Source organism: Antricoccus suffuscus (assembly GCF_003003235.1).
Taxonomy (GTDB): domain Bacteria; phylum Actinomycetota; class Actinomycetes; order Mycobacteriales; family Antricoccaceae; genus Antricoccus; species Antricoccus suffuscus.
Genome location: NZ_PVUE01000002.1, coordinates 291,283 through 308,527, shown reverse-complemented (window position 1 = coordinate 308,527; position 17,245 = coordinate 291,283). Strand labels below are relative to the sequence as shown.

Annotated in this window: 17 protein-coding genes and 1 tRNA gene; 3 read left to right on the top strand and 15 right to left on the bottom strand. The window is 62.6% G+C overall.

The genetic code is table 11. The features are described 5' to 3' along the window. Position 1 precedes the first annotated feature (1 nt). Both CLV47_RS04295 and CLV47_RS04290 read left to right on the top strand, forming a co-directional pair. Complete coding sequence (locus CLV47_RS04295) at positions 2–568, top strand: ArsR/SmtB family transcription factor (RefSeq protein ID WP_106347922.1); 567 nt, start codon at positions 2–4, stop codon at positions 566–568. Then, on the top strand, positions 561–1,793 hold the full coding sequence (locus CLV47_RS04290) for an MFS transporter (protein WP_170110950.1): 1,233 nt from the start codon (positions 561–563) through the stop codon (positions 1,791–1,793). Before CLV47_RS04295 ends, CLV47_RS04290 begins: the two co-directional genes overlap by 8 nt. Here the strand turns inward: CLV47_RS04290 and CLV47_RS04285 are convergent. The 4 genes from CLV47_RS04285 to thyX all read right to left on the bottom strand — a co-directional run bounded on the left by CLV47_RS04285 (position 1,790) and on the right by thyX (position 6,008). Further along, positions 1,790–3,415, bottom strand: coding sequence for a ribonuclease J (locus CLV47_RS04285; RefSeq protein ID WP_420313793.1), 1,626 nt, complete (start codon positions 3,413–3,415; stop codon positions 1,790–1,792). The genes CLV47_RS04290 and CLV47_RS04285 overlap by 4 nt on opposite strands. Positions 3,416–3,486: 71 nt before the next feature. Then, positions 3,487–4,422, bottom strand: a complete 936-nt coding sequence (gene dapA / locus CLV47_RS04280) for a 4-hydroxy-tetrahydrodipicolinate synthase (RefSeq protein ID WP_106347749.1) — start codon at positions 4,420–4,422, stop codon at positions 3,487–3,489. Between the two features lie 134 nt (positions 4,423–4,556). Continuing rightward, the gene (locus tag CLV47_RS04275) at positions 4,557–5,192 is read right to left on the bottom strand and encodes a TIGR03085 family metal-binding protein (protein ID WP_106347748.1); all 636 of its coding nucleotides are present in this window, start codon (positions 5,190–5,192) and stop codon (positions 4,557–4,559) included. A 63-nt stretch (positions 5,193–5,255) separates the two neighbouring features. Then, positions 5,256–6,008: an FAD-dependent thymidylate synthase gene (thyX, locus tag CLV47_RS04270; RefSeq protein WP_106347747.1), complete on the bottom strand. Its 753-nt coding sequence runs from the start codon at positions 6,006–6,008 to the stop codon at positions 5,256–5,258. Positions 6,009–6,148: 140 nt separating this feature from the next. Here thyX and CLV47_RS04265 point away from each other — a divergent pair, with 140 nt between their 5' ends. Continuing rightward, positions 6,149–6,598, top strand: coding sequence for a hypothetical protein (locus CLV47_RS04265; RefSeq protein WP_106347746.1), 450 nt, complete (start codon positions 6,149–6,151; stop codon positions 6,596–6,598). Positions 6,599–6,876: 278 nt separating this feature from the next. Here CLV47_RS04265 and CLV47_RS04260 read toward each other — a convergent pair. The 11 genes from CLV47_RS04260 to CLV47_RS04205 form a co-directional block, all read right to left on the bottom strand. After that, positions 6,877–6,972: transfer RNA gene (locus tag CLV47_RS04260), tRNA-Sec, on the bottom strand. A gap of 29 nt (positions 6,973–7,001) precedes the next feature. Then, the gene (locus CLV47_RS04255; RefSeq protein WP_106347745.1) at positions 7,002–7,664 is read right to left on the bottom strand and encodes a GntR family transcriptional regulator; all 663 of its coding nucleotides are present in this window, start codon (positions 7,662–7,664) and stop codon (positions 7,002–7,004) included. An 88-nt stretch (positions 7,665–7,752) separates the two neighbouring features. Beyond that, entirely contained in the window at positions 7,753–9,576 is a 1,824-nt protein-coding gene (selB, locus tag CLV47_RS04250; RefSeq protein WP_202862374.1) for a selenocysteine-specific translation elongation factor, read from the bottom strand. Beyond that, on the bottom strand, positions 9,573–10,640 hold the full coding sequence (locus CLV47_RS04245; RefSeq protein WP_106347744.1) for a permease: 1,068 nt from the start codon (positions 10,638–10,640) through the stop codon (positions 9,573–9,575). The genes selB and CLV47_RS04245 overlap by 4 nt, the downstream gene beginning before the upstream one ends. Further along, on the bottom strand, positions 10,637–11,662 hold the full coding sequence (locus CLV47_RS04240; RefSeq protein ID WP_106347743.1) for a hypothetical protein: 1,026 nt from the start codon (positions 11,660–11,662) through the stop codon (positions 10,637–10,639). The genes CLV47_RS04245 and CLV47_RS04240 overlap by 4 nt, the downstream gene beginning before the upstream one ends. Beyond that, on the bottom strand, positions 11,659–12,558 hold the full coding sequence (locus CLV47_RS04235; RefSeq protein ID WP_106347742.1) for an NAD(P)/FAD-dependent oxidoreductase: 900 nt from the start codon (positions 12,556–12,558) through the stop codon (positions 11,659–11,661). Before CLV47_RS04235 ends, CLV47_RS04240 begins: the two co-directional genes overlap by 4 nt. A 55-nt stretch (positions 12,559–12,613) precedes the next feature. Further along, positions 12,614–13,642, bottom strand: coding sequence for a hypothetical protein (locus CLV47_RS04230; protein WP_106347741.1), 1,029 nt, complete (start codon positions 13,640–13,642; stop codon positions 12,614–12,616). After that, a complete protein-coding gene (locus CLV47_RS22735; RefSeq protein ID WP_279240669.1) occupies positions 13,635–14,174 on the bottom strand; it encodes a UGSC family (seleno)protein in 540 nt (179 codons plus the stop codon). Before CLV47_RS22735 ends, CLV47_RS04230 begins: the two co-directional genes overlap by 8 nt. A 4-nt stretch (positions 14,175–14,178) precedes the next feature. Beyond that, positions 14,179–15,600, bottom strand: coding sequence for a hypothetical protein (locus tag CLV47_RS04215; RefSeq protein WP_146135277.1), 1,422 nt, complete (start codon positions 15,598–15,600; stop codon positions 14,179–14,181). Positions 15,601–15,609: 9 nt separating this feature from the next. After that, positions 15,610–15,924, bottom strand: a complete 315-nt coding sequence (locus tag CLV47_RS04210) for a UGSC family (seleno)protein (RefSeq protein ID WP_106347737.1) — start codon at positions 15,922–15,924, stop codon at positions 15,610–15,612. 14 nt (positions 15,925–15,938) lie between these two features. After that, positions 15,939–17,225 carry an MFS transporter gene (locus CLV47_RS04205; protein ID WP_106347736.1) on the bottom strand — a complete coding sequence of 429 codons (1,287 nt, stop codon included), beginning with the start codon at positions 17,223–17,225 and terminating at the stop codon, positions 15,939–15,941. Positions 17,226–17,245 lie beyond the last annotated feature (20 nt).

The window sequence follows — 17,245 nt, the reverse complement described above, 5'->3', positions numbered from 1 at the left end:
CGTGACCGAACCGCGCCGTATCGACACTCAGGGCCTCAAGGCCCTTGCCCACCCGTTGCGCGTCAAGATCCTGGACCTCGTCAGTGATCTCGGCGAGGCAACCGCGACGGTCCTCGCCGAGCGGCTTGGCGAGTCCAGCGGCGCCACGAGTTACCACCTGCGCCAACTCGGGCAACATGGTTTCATCGAGGAAGTCCCCGATCGCGGTACCGCCCGGGAGCGATGGTGGCGAGTCCCGAAATCCGGCTGGGAAACGCCCGCACGGGTGGTTGGCGACCTCCCCGCCGCTGCTGCAGGCATCATCACCCACTCGATGGTCGAGGGCCACGCAGAACGGTTACAACAGATGCTCGACGCGGTCGGCGACCTTCCTGCGCCGTGGTCCGGGGCCGTCGGCTGGCGACGTGGATACACCGAACTCACGGCCGACGAGATGCACAGAATGCGTGACGAGGTGTACGCCGTACTCGACCGATATCGCAACCGCGAACCGCATCCGGGCTCCCATCGAGTCAGCATCGAGTTCATCGGTTTCCCCATTGGCGTGCCAGTTGCCGACGATGAGTAAGCCCACCCTGGGCAGATCCTTCTGGCTGCTTGTCGGCTCGACCGGCCTGTCCAACCTCTCTGACGGCGTGCGAATCGTCGTACTTCCTTTGCTGGCGACCACGCTTACCCGCGATCCGGTGGCTATCTCGGTGCTCAGCGCGATTGCGTTCTTGCCCTGGTTGCTGTTCGCGATCCCCAGTGGCGCGGTGGTCGACCGCATTGACCGGAGTACGGCGATGGCATGGTCGAACTTCGCGCGCACGGTGGTCGTCGGCTCGCTGTGCGGATTCATCGCCCTCGACCAGATCTCGCTCGTCGTCCTGTATGTCGTGGCGCTGCTGCTGGGGATCATCGAGACCGTCTACGACAGCGCCGCGCGCGCCTCGCTCCCTGAGGTCGTCGAGAAGAAGGACCTCGAGCGCGGCAACGCGTGGATCACCGCCGCCGAAAATGTGATGCAGACGTTCATCGGCCCGCCGTTGGGCGCCGCCCTCTTCACGTTCGCCGTTATCGCGCCGTTCCTACTCGGCGCGGCCGGATGGTTTGTCTCGGCAGTTCTCATCCTCGCCGTTCGAACCCGGCGGCCACAACGGGCCGAGAAGGTCCGCCTCAGCGCCGATATCAAGGTCGGGATGCGGTGGCTGTGGCGGCACGACTTCATGCGCCGCTACACGCTGCTGTGCGGCCTGGACTCCTTCGTCCACGCCCTCGTCAGCGGGCTTCTCGTACTGTTTGCCCTGGAGACGCTGCGGATCGGGCCGTCCGGAGTCGGCCTGTTCTTCGTCGGCGCCGGTGTCGGCGCGCTTGTCGGATCAGTCCTCGCGCCGTGGCTGACCAGACGCGTCGGCCGCACCAACGCCCAGGCCGGCGCCCTGATCTTCGTCGCGCTGACCACCTTACCGATGGGCTTGACACACAACGCGTGGGTCGCCGGGACACTGTTCTCGCTCACCGGCACCGGTGTCACGGTGTGGAACATTAACTCGATGTCGATCAGGCAGGCGCTCATACCGACGCACCTGTTCGGCCGGGTGCAGGGCGGCTACCGCACGCTGATCTGGGGCCTGATTCCGATCGGTGAGGTCACCGGCGGATTCATCGGCAAACACACCTCGCTGTCGACCGTGTTTGTGTTGTGCGGCGTACTCGGTCTCGCGACCGGAGCCTTACTGTGGCGGCTACTTTTCAAGCACCGCCACGAAATCGCCGCGGCGTACCGCGACGACTCGCTTGTGAAGAGCTAGACCTCGAGAACGGTCGGCACGATCATCGGGCGACGACGGTGCGTGTCGGCGACCCACTTGCCCAGCACGCGGCGCGCGGCCTGGGCAAGTCGATGCGTGTCAGTCACGCCGTCTTCGAGCTGGCGCTGGACCTCGGCATCGACCAACGGGCCGGCCACTTGCACGACCGCAGGGTCATCGGCGAATCCCCGGGCGGTCACGTGTGTCGGCCGGACGATCATCGCGTTGCTCGTCGATACGACGACTGCGCACGCGATAAAGCCTTCGTCGCCGAGGATCCGCCGATCGCGCAGCGCGTCCTCCCCGACCTCACCGACAACGTTGCCGTCGACGTACACCATGCCGACCTCGATCTGGCCGGTGATCCGGGCCTGCCCGTCGATGAGATCGATGACGTCGCCGTCGTCGGCGAGCACGATGTTTTGCTCCGGTACGCCGGTCTTCGCGGCGAGCCTGCCGTGTGCACGCAGGTGCCGCCATTCGCCGTGCACCGGCATCACGTTGCTGGGCTTGGTCATATTGAGCAGGTAGAGAAGCTCTCCTGCCGGTGCGTGACCGGAGACGTGCACGAGCGCGACTTCCTTGTGCACGACCTGCGCGCCGATCTTGTTCAGTCCGTTGATGACCTTGAAGACGGCGGTCTCGTTGCCCGGCACCAAGGAAGACGCGAGGATGACGGTGTCCTCAGGGGCAATGCTGATCTGACGGTGGTTGCGGGCCGCCATCCGCGCGAGCGCCGACAACGGCTCGCCCTGCGAACCGGTCGAAATGATGACGACCTTGGACGGCGGCATTTGAGCGGCTTCGTCGATGGAAACCGTCAAACCTGGCGGAACGTTGAGGATGCCGAGGTCGGTGGCTACGCCCATGTTGCGCACCATCGAGCGGCCGACGTACGTCACCTTGCGACCGTGCGCGTGTGCCGCATCGAGCACCTGCTGCACTCGGTGCACATGCGAGGCAAAGCACGCGACGATCACTCGCTGCGTCGCGTCCCGGATGACCCCATCGAGTACCGGACCGATGGCCGACTCGGGGGTAACGAAACCGGGCACCTCGGCGTTCGTCGAGTCCGACATCAGCATGTCGATACCCTCGAATCCCAGCCGCGCAAATCCGGCCAGGTCGGTGATGCGGTTATCGAGTGGAATCTGGTCCATCTTGAAATCGCCGGTGTGCAAGACAATTCCGGCGCCGGTACGGATGGCGACAGCCATCGCGTCCGGGATGGAATGGTTGACGGCAAAGAATTCGAGCTCAAACGGGCCAAAGGTCACCCGGTCGCCCTCGACGACTTCTTGCAGCTTGGGTTTGATCCGGTGCTCGCGTAGTTTCGCGGCTATCAGCGCGTTGGTGAATCGCGAGCCGACGATCGGGATGTCCCCCCGGTCACGCAACAGGAAGGGCACGCCGCCGATGTGATCCTCGTGCCCGTGGGTGAGCACGATTGCCTCGATGTCATCGAGTCGATCGTCGTACGCCGACCAGTCGGGCAGGATCAGGTCGATGCCAGGCTGCTCGTCCTCAGGGAAAAGGACACCACAGTCCACGACCAGTAACCGTCCGGCGTACTCGAAGACCGCCATGTTGCGGCCGATCTCGCCGAGACCGCCGAGCGCCACGATCCGCAGGCCGCCATCTGGAAGCGCCGGCGGGGCGGCCGGTTTAGCGCTGTTCGGCCCGGAAGATTGGCTCACGCTGTGCGTCCGATGGAGGACGCGGCGTGGTCGGCCGTGAGGCCACAAGGTTTAAGAATGCTCATCATCTCTTCGGTTTCGGCTGCCGAGGCGGGCAGCAATGGAAGCCGGGTCATAGGCGAGTCGATCAGACCTCGCGCGTGACACAGGGCCTTGGAACGGATCGCGCCTTGCGACTGCTTGCTCATAATCGCCTCGACAGCAGGAATCAACCGGTTGTTGATCTCGCGAGCAGTCTGCAGGTCACCGCGATCCACTGCGGCGATCATGTCACGGTAGTCGCCGGCGAAACCATGCCCCACCACGCTGATGACACCCACCGCGCCGACCGCGAGCCACGGCAGGCTGAGGGCGTCATCGCCCGAGTAATAAGCGAGGTCGGTCGTGGCCATCACCTCGGCCCCGGCAAACAGGTCGGCCTTCGCGTCCTTGACCGCGACAATTCGCTCGTGCTCGGCCAGCCGCTGCAAAGTTGCGGTCTCGATCGGCGTACCGGTCCGGGCCGGGATGTCGTAAAGGACGACCGGTAGGCCGATAGCGTCGGCGACCGCGATGAAATGCGCGTGGACGCCCGACTGCGGGGGCTTGTTGTAGTAAGGCGTGACTGCGAGGACGGCGTCCGCGCCAGCGCTCTCGGCGTCCTTGGCCGACTGGATCACGTGCGCGGTCTCGTTGCCGCCGACACCCGCTAGCAACGTTACTTTTTCCCCGACCGCTGAGCGCACCGCTTTGAGCAGGTCTACCTTTTCCCGCTCATTGGTCGTGGGCGCCTCGCCCGTCGTACCCGAGATGCACAGTCCGTCGTTGCCGTCGGCGACGAGTTGCACGGCAAGTCGTTCCGCTGACGCGAAGTCGATAGCTCCGTCTGTAGTGAATGGTGTGACCATCGCGGTAAGGACGCGCCCGATAGGGGCCTTGGTCGGTGTACTCATACGCTCTAGGTTACCGCCTCCAGTTTCGGCCGATCACCATCCGTGTACGGGGCGTTCGATGTTTTTCCTCGCGATCCGTTGGCTTGTCCGCAGCCCATCTAGCGACCGGCTCCCTGGCGGACGCGGGACCGGGATCAGAAGCCGCGAGAGGCGGCCTGTAGCGCCGCCACTGCGTCCGGGTCACCCTCGAGGCTGACCTTCGACTGCGCGTCGCGACCAAACGTGAACAGCACGACTTCATCCGGCGTGCCCTTGACGGTGACGACCGGGGCGCCGGCCACCGTCCGGACAGCACGCGTCGTTCCGTCGAGGTAGTCCAACGTGACCGAGACCGGGGACTTGCGATAGTTCAACTTGCCCAAAGGGCCCAACCGCGCCTTGAGTTCGGCGTACCGAAGTCGGTCTGCGGCCCGCGGCTCCCAGGTCGACGCCGCCCGGCGTACGTCTTCGTGGTGCACATAGAACTCCACTGTGTTGGTGTTCTTGTTAACCAGATCGATCCGCATCGGCGACCACACGGGCGGACCGCTGCGGATGGTGTGCACCACGCTCTCCCATGGCTGTCGGGCGATGTCTCCTTGGACTCGCTTCCTGCGCGCGGCCAAGAAGGGCAGTAATGCGCCGGCAGCCGCGTCCGGGCGGCGCTCCCGGATGATCAGATGTGCGGCGAGATCGCGAGTTCGCCAGCCTTCACAGAGAGTGGGCGCATCTGGGCCGACCGACAGAAACAGGTCGCACAGCGCATTTCGTTCCTGATCGGCAAGATTCATCGATTGCCGCCCTTTCTCGTTGTTGCGCTCATCGTTTCACGACTGGCCTCTCGGATGACGAAATTAGGTCTCGGAGACGAGGGGGCTCGACGCGATCTGAGTGCCGTCCGGCAGCGTCGCGATGACGAAGTCGGCGAAGACGTTAGCGGCAACTTCCTTGAGCTTGTGCAGGCATCTGATCGCCACGTCGCGCAGCTCCGCATCGGCCTGGTCCGTTCCCCGCATCGCAATAAAGTGGCGCCAGGCCCGATAGTTGCCCGTGACGACGATCCTGGTCTCCAGCGACCCTGGCAGTACGGCGTGTGCAGCCTGACGGGCGCGTTTGCGCGGGACACGCTGATTGCCGGCCTGCGTGAGCTTCTGCTCGAGGCCTTCCAGAAGCTCCTCGTAAGCGCGCTCGGCGGACTCGGTCGCCGCTACGAACTTGGCGTGCAGCTCGGGGTCCTCGGCGATTATCGACGGCTCGACGTACGCCCCTTGCACGTCAGGCATGTAGCGCGGCGAAAGCTGGCTGTATGAGAAGTGCCGGTGCCGGATCAGCTCGTGCGTCACCGACCGCGAGAGGCCCGTCAAATACATCGTCACTACCCCGTGCTCCAGCACAGACAAGTGGCCGACATCGATGATGTGACGCAGGTACCCCGCGTTGGTTGCCGTGGACGGATTCGGCTTATCCCAGGACTCGTAGCACGCTCGACCGGCGAACTCCGCAAGCGCCTCCCCGCCCTCGGCGTCTGTCTCCCATGCGATGTCCTTCGGCGCGAAGAACTGCGAAGCGGCGATGACTTCGACTGTTGGCGAGGTTATCTGGGTCACGCACGAACTCCTCATGTGCTGCGGCTACGTCTTCGCTAACCTACCGCTACCCGACCAAGGCGTGGCAGCCGACGAATCGCGGCACACTGTCTACCGCGTGTAGTACGTCTCTGGAGATGGAAACCTGTTAGCCTCCGGTTGTGTTCAAAGTGATGTTCGTCCTTCATCTCCTATTCGCCATCTTCGCCATCGGGCCGCTCGTGCACGCCGTGACGACCGCCGGCCGTGGAATCCGCCAAGGCGACGCCGGCGCGACCGCGTCGGCCGCCCGCATGACGCAGATCTACTCGTATGCCTCGATCCTGGTGATCGTGTTCGGCTTCGGCCTGATGTCGGCGAAGTCGCCGTACTCCGGCAAGACCGTCGCGTCATTCGGCGAGACCTGGATCTGGCTGTCGGCACTGCTGTGGCTGGTCGCCGCCGCACTCGCCTTGGGCATCATCGTGCCCGGACTGAAGAAAGCAACGACGCTGATCGGTGGCGGCGACAGCGCGAAGTCCATCGGCGGGCGGGTCGCAGCCTGCGGTGGCGTCGTCGCGCTCATCTTCGTCGTAATCGTCGTACTGATGGTGTACCAGCCGGGTTCCTAATCTGATGGTGTACCAGCCGGGTTCCTAATTCCACGATCCGTCACTGCCGCACCGCACGCCCGAACTTGGTTGCCTTCAAACGCGCTAAACACGGACGGTGCCGCTTCGGCCTCCGTCCGCTCCCCTGTAACGAATCGTCACATCTGTGCCGTTGCGCAGCGCGGAACATTGGCAACGTGCTGCGAAACAGCACAAATGTACGATTGCGTGTCCCTGTGGCCGAATTTACCGCGCGCACCGCGATCAACTGCATCGCGCGGCCAGTACGACGGATTACATGGCGGAGGTGGACGGGAATCGAACCCGCCTAGCCGAGATACTCGGCTACTTCGGTTTTGAAGACCGAGAGGGCCACCAGGCACCTGTACACCTCCAAGGTCAATCACCCTAGTTCATAGGCCCGTCACTGCATCATCGGCGCGAGCCCAAGCTCGGTTTGTTCCAGGGTCAGGTTGCGGTGTCCGACGAGCAACTCAATCAGATGCTCGACGTCGCCGTTCTCGAACGCGTCAATCTGTTCATGGTGGTCTGCCACCATCCTTTCTCGAAACTGCGCGTCGTAGCGATGCACGAAGCGATACGCCGATGTGAGGCGCCACAGCCGCTCCAGCTCGCGAACCATGAAGTCCAGGCCGGAGGCGCGAAACATCGCGAAATGGAAATCGTGATTGGCTTCTATCACTGCGGCCACACCACCGGACTCAAATCCGTTGGCCACGCGATCGTTGATTTCATTGAGTTCCCGAATCACATCTGCGCTCGGGCGAGGAGACTTACGAAGTAGGGAGTTCTCGACGGCTTCTCGCATGTAGTAAGCCTCGCGCAGATAACTCAACTTCAGCTTGGTCACGGTGTATCCCACGTACGGCTCGTGCGTGACGATTCCCTCGTTTTCTAGCACTTTGAGCGCTTCGCGCACGGGGACCCGGCTTACGCCCAGCCTGGTTGCAAGGTTCTCCTGGCGGATCTGCTGACCCGGTAGAAACTCGCCGCGCGTGATCATCGCGTGGACCTGCGTGGCGACGTGGGCCGAAGCATTCGCGGGGACCGTCTCGTACTTCGACACATCGGCTCCGTTGGACTCGTCATTTCGTTGTTAAATCGCCCTTGCTGAATTCATAAGTCTAATGCCGCGAGTTGGTTCGCGGTCGCGCTCAGTCAGCATCATGCGCGGTCTTAATCGGGGCGACAACGACATGACGCCCGTCGGCAACCCGCTTGGTCCTACCGACGCGCGCAAGGTATTCCATCAGCGGGACCGCGACCCGACGCGTCGTGCCCAGTGCCTCCCGAGCCTCGCCCAAGGTGAATGGCGCCTCGAACTCGGCGAACCGCGAAACTGACCGGTCAATCGTCTCGGGCGTCAGATAGATCCCTGACGCCAATGAGACGAGCTCCCCGTGACGGCACAGGGCAGACAGCTCTCGCGAACTCAGCCCCAACTCTCGTAGCGCTTCCGCGTCGGGCGCATGAAACGGGTTGTCCGCGATGGTCGTCATGAATTTGCGCAGCCCTTCTTGCAGCGTCGGGGTCATCGAGGTGTGGCGTTCGTCGACGACGAAGCCGTCGATCACCTGCGCGCCCGGAACCTTCGCCAATACCGCATGCAGCACATCAAGATGCGGTAGGTCGAGCTGCTGCCGCGCCGTCTCGATCGACAACCCGCGAGAATCGGGGTTACGCCGTAGGTCGTCGTCGATCAGCGCGACAATCTGTTCTACGCGCTGCTGGAGATAGTTGGGGTCGATGCACCAACCCCGCGTCGCTTTTGGCAAGTCGGCGCATCCCATGCGGGACAGCTCATCGGCGCGCACGATCCCGCGATCGCGAACAAGTACCCGTGCGTCTGCTACCGCGCCGTAGTCGATCAGTGCCGCGGCACGCGCGGTCGCGGCGCCGCGACGGGTGAACCGTGGCACAGCGGTGTCAAGCACTGTCGCCGAACCGAAGATCACTCGCCGTCCCGGGTCACGCAGCACGAGCCGATCGCCGATCCGCAGCGGAAGTGCCGTGTCGAGAGTTACCCGCACGAATTCCGCGTCGAGGCGACGCACGCGACAGTGAACTGCGGCCGTGCCAATATGCGCGGTGCATTCCTGCGGAACAGACAGACCCGCCGACAAGTCGCTCACGTGCAGTCGGGCATCGACGACGTTCGAGCAGTCGAAGCGATCAGGAGTCAGAAGCAGGGAACCGCGTTTCGCTTGTGTCGCAGGCACATTGCGCAGATTCACGGCCACTCGGCGTATCCCGACGTACGATTCTTCCCTACTGCCAGCCGATTCCAGCGCGCGAATGCGGACGCGTGTTGTGGAGGCATCGTGTACGTCGTAGAGCTCGAGGTCTTGCCCGGTGCGTAAGGTTCCGTCGGTCAGCGTCCCGGTGACCACGGTGCCCGCGCCGCGGATCGTAAACGCGCGATCAAGCCACATCCGCACGTCGCCGTTCGAGTCTGGCGGTCGTAGCCGTTCAACCAGACGAGCGAGCCCGGTCCGAAGGTCATCAAGGCCGGCGCCGGTGGCCGCGCTCACCGCGACTGATGGGATATCCGCTAGACCGGACTCGCCGAGGTGTTCCCGTGCCTCTGCCTCCGCGAGTTCTGGATCCATCAAATCCGATTTCGTGATGACGAGGATCCCATCACGTACGCCGAGGGCATCGAGCCCCTGCAGGTGCTCACTCGACTGCGCAGACCAGCCCTCGTCGGCGGATACCACGAACAACACAGCCGGCACGCTCCCCGCACCTGCGAGCATCGTCGACACGAACCGTTCGTGTCCCGGTACGTCGACGAACGCAACCTGTACGTCGTTCGATAAGACGCTCCATGCAAACCCGAGGTCGAGAGTCATTCCGCGGCGCTGCTCTTCATCCCACCTGTCCGGCTCGATACCGGTCAGCGACCGAATGAGTGCGGACTTCCCGTGATCGACGTGACCGGCGGTCGCGAACACGAAGCTCTTGGCCGGGCCCGTCACGTCATCACTGCCAGCGCGCCGGCGCCCAATAGCCCGGCGCACACGCTGCACGCCATGATCGACAGGCTCGCTCGCGACCCGAACGATCGCCACGTCATCACCGATCCTGGCAGACTCACCGCAGGCAGCGTGATCAGCAAGGCGCCGATCACTGCTGGACTGACCCCGGCCAATGCCAACGCGATGAGAATCGGTAGCTCGCCGGCTGTCGGAAGCACCAGCAGCGTGCCGAGTACCGCGGCCAGCACCACAGGGAGAAAACCACTCGTACTCGACGCGATCGCCGTAGGTTCAGGGATCCAGCCACGCACGGCGCCCAGTAAGAACACCACGATGAAGTACTCCGGGATCAGGATGGCGACCATCTTGGCGAAGGTCATCACAAACCGCCGTACGGACGGGCCTGCCTCGCTCTCGGTGACCGCATCCACGTCCACCGCGCGCATGGTGTCCGTGCCGCGAAACAGCCGACCGACAACGGCCCCTGCACCCACGACCAGCACCACGCCCACGACCGCTCTGGTGGCAACCCACTGCCACGGCGCGACAACGGCGAGAAATACCAACACCGCAGGGTTGAGCACCGGGTTGCCCAGCCAGTAGGAAACCGCGCCCGCAAGACTCGCTCCACTCTTACGCAACGACCTGACAACCGGAGCCGTGCAACACGTGCACATCATGCTCGGCATCGCTGAGACCGCACCTGCGACTGCGCTGGAGAGAGTCCGCTGGCGAGACAGCAACGATACGAAGAAGCTCGGCTTCACCAACACCTGGATGGCGCAGCCCAAGAGCAACGCGACCAGCAGCGCCTTCCAGATTGACTCGGCGTACGCCGTCGTGAACGACCAACCGGCTGCCCACGACGGGGCGTCTCCGGACTCGACGCCGCCAGCGTTGAGGATATTGGTCCCGGCCCATGCATGAGAACCGGCCGCACCAGTCGCCTTGCCCCAATACGGAACCCATTTCGCCCAGGCCAAACCTGCGACCGCGATTGTCGCGGTGATCAGCGCGCCCTGGATCCAGCGCCGACGCGGCACGACCTGTACAGCCGCCGTCACAACGCACCTACCCCGGTGGCGGTCAGAGGTCTGGTTACCGACCTACTGCCACCTTTCCAAGTCGGCAAGTACGTCATCTTGATACCCGTACCGCCGGCCACGAGGACGCGTAGGTCGCTTGCTTTAGTAAGCATGTCCACCGTTCCGTTGACCTCCAATCCGAGCTCCCTCGATCGCCGTTCTAGGAGCTCTGAGGTCAGGCTCCTGAGCCTCTCGTAAATCTGATTCAGGTTCACCCCCCACTTCTCGAGCAGCGCAACAATTTCCGGAGGAACGACAAGTATCTCGTCATTAGGAAGCCTTTTGAGCGGGGCTCCCATCGCTAGGCGGGCGGCGACAACACTCTCGGCCAACGGTCTGAGAATGTCCTCGGCAACGTTGCAGTCGCCAAGCGGCAAGACTTCAGCGGTGCCGCTGAACGCGAATACCGTAACCGCGCTCTCGGATCCGTGAAACGAGCTGAGCGCGGACGTCACCTCATGGGCAAAGCACATGCCGACCTTGCCGGGTTGGCCCATAGTGGCCATATCTAGCTCCCCCGGCGTAGCGCCGCCAACCCCCCTCAGCACCAACGAGACTGCACGACCGATCCGCACATTGGGATGGGCAGTACCGTCCATACAACCGCTGCCACTATTCAGTCCAAGCTGCCGGCAGACCGGCCCGTGAACTGCCACCCCGACGGCCGCTGTGCCGGTGGTCGTCTGTACGCCGAGAAGATTGAGCTGCTCTTCGAGACAGGCGTGCACCGCGGTCAGCACGATCGGAAACTCCGCGGGCGAAATTCCAGACATCACTGAGAAGTACGCCGTTTTCCACGCGGTCAACTCCGCATATAGCGGTGGGACCAGCCCGAGATTCGACTCCGGCTGATCAACAGTTTCGAGCATCGCATCGATTCGCCGTTGGGTCGGCGGAATGACGGGCAGTCCGTCCCCTATGCCCTCGGCGGTGAGCTCGTGGAATACCCGTTCGGCGTCGATGTCATCGGTGAAGACTCGAAGAACACCCGACGAGCTCATTGCGAGGACCGCAGGAATTCCGCCGCTCGCCGGCCCGCCGTCAGTCCGTCACCAATCGCCGCTGCAACGTACTCGGCCGCTCCCTCGCGGACGTCTCCCGCGGCAAACACGCCTGGCGATGTCGTCGCCATTGAGGAGTCGACGCCGATCACCCCCTCATCGGTAGCGACCCGCGGGAGCACCCCAGAGTTCGGTGACTTGCCCACATACGGAAACACCCCGGCGGCGTCAATGACCGACCCATCACTCAACTCGAGCCTCTCAAGCACCGAATCACCACGCAGAGCCACCACAGACACCCCTTCGCGGACTTCAATGCCTGACGCGTCGGACAGTTGCTTGGCTCGGAACGTCGACCACCGCGGCGTTGCCGGTGAAATCAAGGTGACCACGTCCGCGAACTGGGCCAGTTCGATCGTCTCTTGCGCTGCCCACTCGTCCGAACCCACGACGACCGCGCGCTTGCCCGAGTACATAGGGCCGTCGCAACTTGCGCATTCCGACAGCCCGCGCCCGAGGAACTCGCTGGCCTCGTCGAAATCAAGTTTGCCGGCCGATTTGCCGGTAGCGATGATCACGGCGTCGGCGGTCAACTCGCGTCCAGCGGTCCGCACTAATTGCGGTTTACCCGGTTCAATCGCCTCGACTTCTCCGTACGCGATTTCGACGCCGAGATCCATGATCGACTCGAGGAGAACGCCGGACACCTCCGCACCGCTCGTCTCTTTTGGTATGCCAGGCAGATTTGCGATATGAGGCAGGTTTACGATTTGGCCTCCGGGAAATAGCTTGTCGAAAGCGATGCACGACAAGCCCGCCTCGGCAACTACCTGCGCGGCGCTCATCCCCGCGATCCCTGCACCTACAACTATTACGTCCCAATGGGCGTCGTTCATGCGTCTCCTCAACAGGCACGACAAACCGCCATTGGGCCCGCAGGCAACCAAGCGGTCAGTCGCTAATTATCTTCTCGGTGATCACCGCGGTACCGCCGAAGGACGGCACCCACGCTGAATGTTTTCCAAATCCGCCGGCAACCGCGACATTGATCATGTCCGGACCGGTACTCACGGTGTATTCGCCTGCCACCGTTTCTATGCCATGGTCTGCAAACTGTTGCTTGTTTTCCTCCGAAATCCGCTCCGCTGGGATGCGGGCATTGTCAAATAGCCACTCACGAATCGTGTCCGGATTCCAGTGATCCCGGGCTAACGTCGCAGCGTGCTCGATGCCGAACAGCACAAAGTGCGGGCCTCGTACGTACGACTGGTTCGAGCCGGGCTGCCCCATGACCCCTGCCACGGTCTGCAAGATCCCGATACCTGTATTGCTGCCATGATCGTTGATGTTGTGCGGGCCCTCCGCGGCCATGGCTGTCACGGTGCTGTCGCCGGACGCATAGCCGGCACGCACGTGATACGGCTGCCACGGCGAGTCTTCTTCATTCTCCCCGAAGCAGTAGGCGTATTTCGCGGGCGATCCCTGAGTCGATCGGTCCATGACTCCGGGAATCGCGCCACCGACATTGCGCAGAATGAGTTGCAGTGCACGGCCAATTACCGCATTGGCTCGAGTGCCCTGGCCGAGGCAGTTAGTCCCGCAGTTCAGCTCAACCGCGTCGCGGACAGGGCCATTGACCATCATGAATTGCGCGCAGGGATGTGTTGTCGCGAGCGTGCCGTGCAAGTTGTACGCCTCCGACGCGACGGCCCGCAGTCCCGCCAAGACAACCGGAAAGTCAACCGGGCGGCAACCGGCCATAACCGCGTTTGCGGCGAACGATTCGATCGACCCGGTTAGCCGGCTAGGCGGTAGTTCGGGAAGAGCACCGTAGTTGGAGGTCGCCTCGATCATCCGATCCACCAGTTCGACGGTCGGCGGTACGACAGGGAGGCCGTCGCTCCATCCTTCGCCTAGCGCGTACTCAAACCAGTCCGCACCGTCCATCTCGGGCACGTCCAGCAATTGCTGATCAGCCACGATTTCCCTCCTCTCGTACTCTTGCGAACTCACTTAGGAATCCTTCGATACCCTCCGTGATCCGCTCTTGAAGCTCTGTCTCATTTAGTCCGCCAATTGGATGCCCGACGACGATGAGTTTTGGCTCAACGCCTCGGCTCTTGGCCTGTGCCTTCACAAGCGGCAGGAATGGCTTGGTGACTACCACAAATGCCGTCACGCCTCGGTTCTCGAGCTCGACTGAATCGTGGAAACTCCACGATGAGCAAGAGCCTCAATCACCCGAGGCGAGTAAGGCGAACCGATAGCGCTCGGCAAGCCAGTCGTAAGTCTCGGTTTCACCAGCCACCGCTGCGTTGGGTTTTGATACGAAGCCGACTTCGGGCACACCGAGGGCCGCAACGGCCCCGGCGGCGATTCCGTTGAGCAAGTTGGACGCGTTGGGTTTGGAGTTTGAGTAGAGGCAGATGGTGTCGGTGAGCGCCGAACTCGCATGCACGGCAAGATGCCCGGTAGCGTCCCGAACCCCGTACGTCGGGTTGTAGATCTTCATTCACTCACTCCGTTCGCCGATGCGGCTGATTCTCACTCGCGGTGCCACGAAACGCTATTGACCTAGACACTGGCACGCCCTGGACATGGTTCTGTACGTAGCCCCTGGATTGGTTTCTACTTTCGTTGCCGGCCACAACGATGTCGATACAGTCGGGAGTCGGGCACATCGGAACGTGTCGACTGGCATCACCGACCGGCCCATAGCTGGCCGCTAGCTCGCCGCTTTCGACCATCTTGTCCACGGAGAAACTGGTCGAGCCAACCTGCCACGCGTAGCGGTTCAAGTCATCGACCGAGATGGTCATGTTCTGGGCGAGGTAACGGCGCAGGTCGTCTTTTCCGACCCCGTGCTCCTCAAGTGCGCGCGCGATGCTCGGGCCGAGTACGAGCACCGGATGCCATTCACCGAACTCGAACCCGGTGTAGGACCAGGGCCCCATGGCGTTGCCGAAGATGAGCGCTAGCGTCCTCAGGTGGTCTTCGGCCGTGTCGCCGCCGGTGTAGATCGGTGCACTGATCGTGACGCAGCTTCGCACTGACACGACACTCTCGGCACGGTCAAAACCCTTGTCTGCTCGAAACGACGACCAGCCGAGATCTTCAACGGCACGATCGTTCTCGGCGAGCACTGCGTTGAACGACGTCGCAATCGCTCCCTGATCCGTGTGGTCCGGCGCGATCCGCAGACCAGGCACATTGCGCATATACAGGCGAACGAACCTCCCGACACTGGAGTTCGCTTGTCGCCCGATGCGCATCACACCGGTTCCTGAGTTGAACCCGAGTGCATTGACGACCGGACCGGACAGAATCACCAGCGGCTCCCACCCGGGAGTCGAGCCGGCATCCTGGATCCGAAACACCGGGTCAAGGAGACATTCAACAATTCCGACGAGCACTGGCATGTACTCGGGCCGGCAGCCTGCCATGACCCCGTTGACTGCGACATTCCATATCGTCGCCTCGCGAAGGTCCGGCAGCAGATGGCCCATGACTTCATCCGGCGGCCGATCCGTGTGGCGGAGAAATTCGTTGGCGGCCTCAATCGTTGGCGGAATGATCGGGAGCCCATCAGTCCAGCTCTTCTCGTGGAAGAACTCTTGGACTTCAGCGAGCGAACCAGAGAACACCACCTCACGGTCCGTGGGCTCGGCGTCGTCATCTGGCACGTCGTCGCTTATGGTCGCAGTGCTCTTGAGCAGTCCGTCAACCACTTGAGGTGCGACAGTTTCGGACATCTTGCGGAGGAAGACCTCGGTGTCGTCAGTGAGAATGACGCCTGGATAGGAGACGATCGGCACGTGCGAGATGCCCATGGAACGCCCGATGGCGCGGCCCATCCCTTCGAATCCAGCCCCGCCAATTGCCAGGGCTGATATTCCGGCTCGTTCGACCGTTGCGCAGGCCCGCATCACGGCAGGCATACAGCTACCTCAAGCGCCTACCGCGGCAATCACAAGGTCCACCTTGCGCGTATGCAGCATCTCGGGAAGTTGCTCGAGAATCCGTTTCTCCGCGGCCATGGACGCGTGGAAGTTGCCAAACTCCTCATGCGATACGAACGTGACATCCGAGTATCGGGACGTAATTTCTGCCTCGATAGCATCGAACATCTCGGGCCCCCTGAACAGGTAGTCCCAAAGAAACGCGACTGTTTTCCCGTCAAGGCTGTTGGGTCGATCATGCGCTTCTACATTTTCGATACCTCGGCGACCGAGCGGCCAGACAACGTCGTATGAATCAGCCATAGTTGGTAGTACCCCTATTCCTCCGCGTGAATTTCTCGACCGGTGCGGTCACCTAACAACGATCCGACCAGGGCCACGACCAGACAGCCCACGACGGCCATGCTGACGGCGTATGAGTATCCCTGGCTCACCGCGATCGCGCCGCCGATGATGGTGCCAAGACTCGACAGGCCCCGGCCGACGTTGTAGGCGGCCGCCGAGCCCAGCGCCCTGATCCGAGTGGGAAATAGCTCGCCGAACCATGCGCCGAAGATTCCAAAATAGCCCAAGAAGACCGACGCGAGCCAATACAGAATGACGTAAGGCTGAAGCGACGCCCCGAGAGCCGCGATCACAAACATCACGCCAAACGTCAGTGCCTGTAACCCAGCAAACCACACGCAGACTCTGCGTCGACCATATCGATCCGACAGCCAGCCCGCGGCAATAAAGCTGACGAACGAGATGGCCGCCGCGATGTAAAGCACGTTGCTTGATTCGCCCTTGGTCATGCCCAGATCTTCTCGGAGGAGTGTCGGCATCCAAGTGGTAGCCGTGTACGGGACCCATTGGGCACCGAACGCGACAAGGACTCCGAGCAGGAGTGTCTTCCGGTTCTCCTTCATGAAGATCTGGACCCACGCCGAGCGGCGAGCTTTGGCCTGAATCTCATCGGAGAGTTTTCCGTCGGCCTTGAGCCGCTGCAGCTCTTCCCACTGCTTGGACTCGGGGCAGGTAAGTCGGATCCACACGCACGCAAGCACGGGTGCGAGTCCGATCAGGAAAGCCCACTGCCACTCGACGACGACCTGCGAGACCAAGATCGCCAAGGCGTACGCAGGCCACAGCGACGCCTGGATCAAAGACCCCGAGAAACCTCGACGCTTGGGCTTCCATACCTCGTTGATCCAGGCGAACCCGACTGCCCACTCACCCCCAGTGCCCAACCCCGCGAAGAAGCGAAGAAGGACGAAGACCGCAAACGGCGGCGTGAAGACGATGAGGCCGGTCGCTACCGAGTAGATAAGAATTGACCAGATGAGAGTGGCACGCCGACCGAACTTGTCGCCGAGCCAGCCGAAGATCAGGCCTCCAACGGCCGAGCCAACCAACTGCACCATCAAGGCCGCGCTGAAGGTGCCCGCGTCGACGTTGTAGTGCGCCATGATCGCCACCGACAACAGCGTCGGCAACATGAAGTCGAAATACTCAAGACCCCACCCGAGGGACGCCGCGGCTAGTACTCGACGGCGTTGCTTGGGCGTGTATGTATCGGCAGATGCCGCAACCTGAGCCTCAAGTGTTGCCGGATCGGTCGACATATGTCCTCCAAGCGAGATGG

Excerpts from the sequence above, each read along its gene's own strand:
- CLV47_RS04290 (WP_170110950.1), top strand. The coding sequence starts at position 561 with ATGAGTAAGCCCACCCTGGGCAGATCCTTCTGGCTGCTTGTCGGCTCG.
- dapA (WP_106347749.1), bottom strand. The coding sequence starts at position 4,422 with ATGAGTACACCGACCAAGGCCCCTATCGGGCGCGTCCTTACCGCGATG.
- CLV47_RS04275 (WP_106347748.1), bottom strand. The coding sequence starts at position 5,192 with ATGAATCTTGCCGATCAGGAACGAAATGCGCTGTGCGACCTGTTTCTG.
- CLV47_RS04240 (WP_106347743.1), bottom strand. The coding sequence starts at position 11,662 with ATGAGCTCGTCGGGTGTTCTTCGAGTCTTCACCGATGACATCGACGCC.
- CLV47_RS04235 (WP_106347742.1), bottom strand. The coding sequence starts at position 12,558 with ATGAACGACGCCCATTGGGACGTAATAGTTGTAGGTGCAGGGATCGCG.
- CLV47_RS04215 (WP_146135277.1), bottom strand. The coding sequence starts at position 15,600 with ATGCCTGCCGTGATGCGGGCCTGCGCAACGGTCGAACGAGCCGGAATA.
- CLV47_RS04210 (WP_106347737.1), bottom strand. The coding sequence starts at position 15,924 with ATGGCTGATTCATACGACGTTGTCTGGCCGCTCGGTCGCCGAGGTATC.
- CLV47_RS04205 (WP_106347736.1), bottom strand. The coding sequence starts at position 17,225 with ATGTCGACCGATCCGGCAACACTTGAGGCTCAGGTTGCGGCATCTGCC.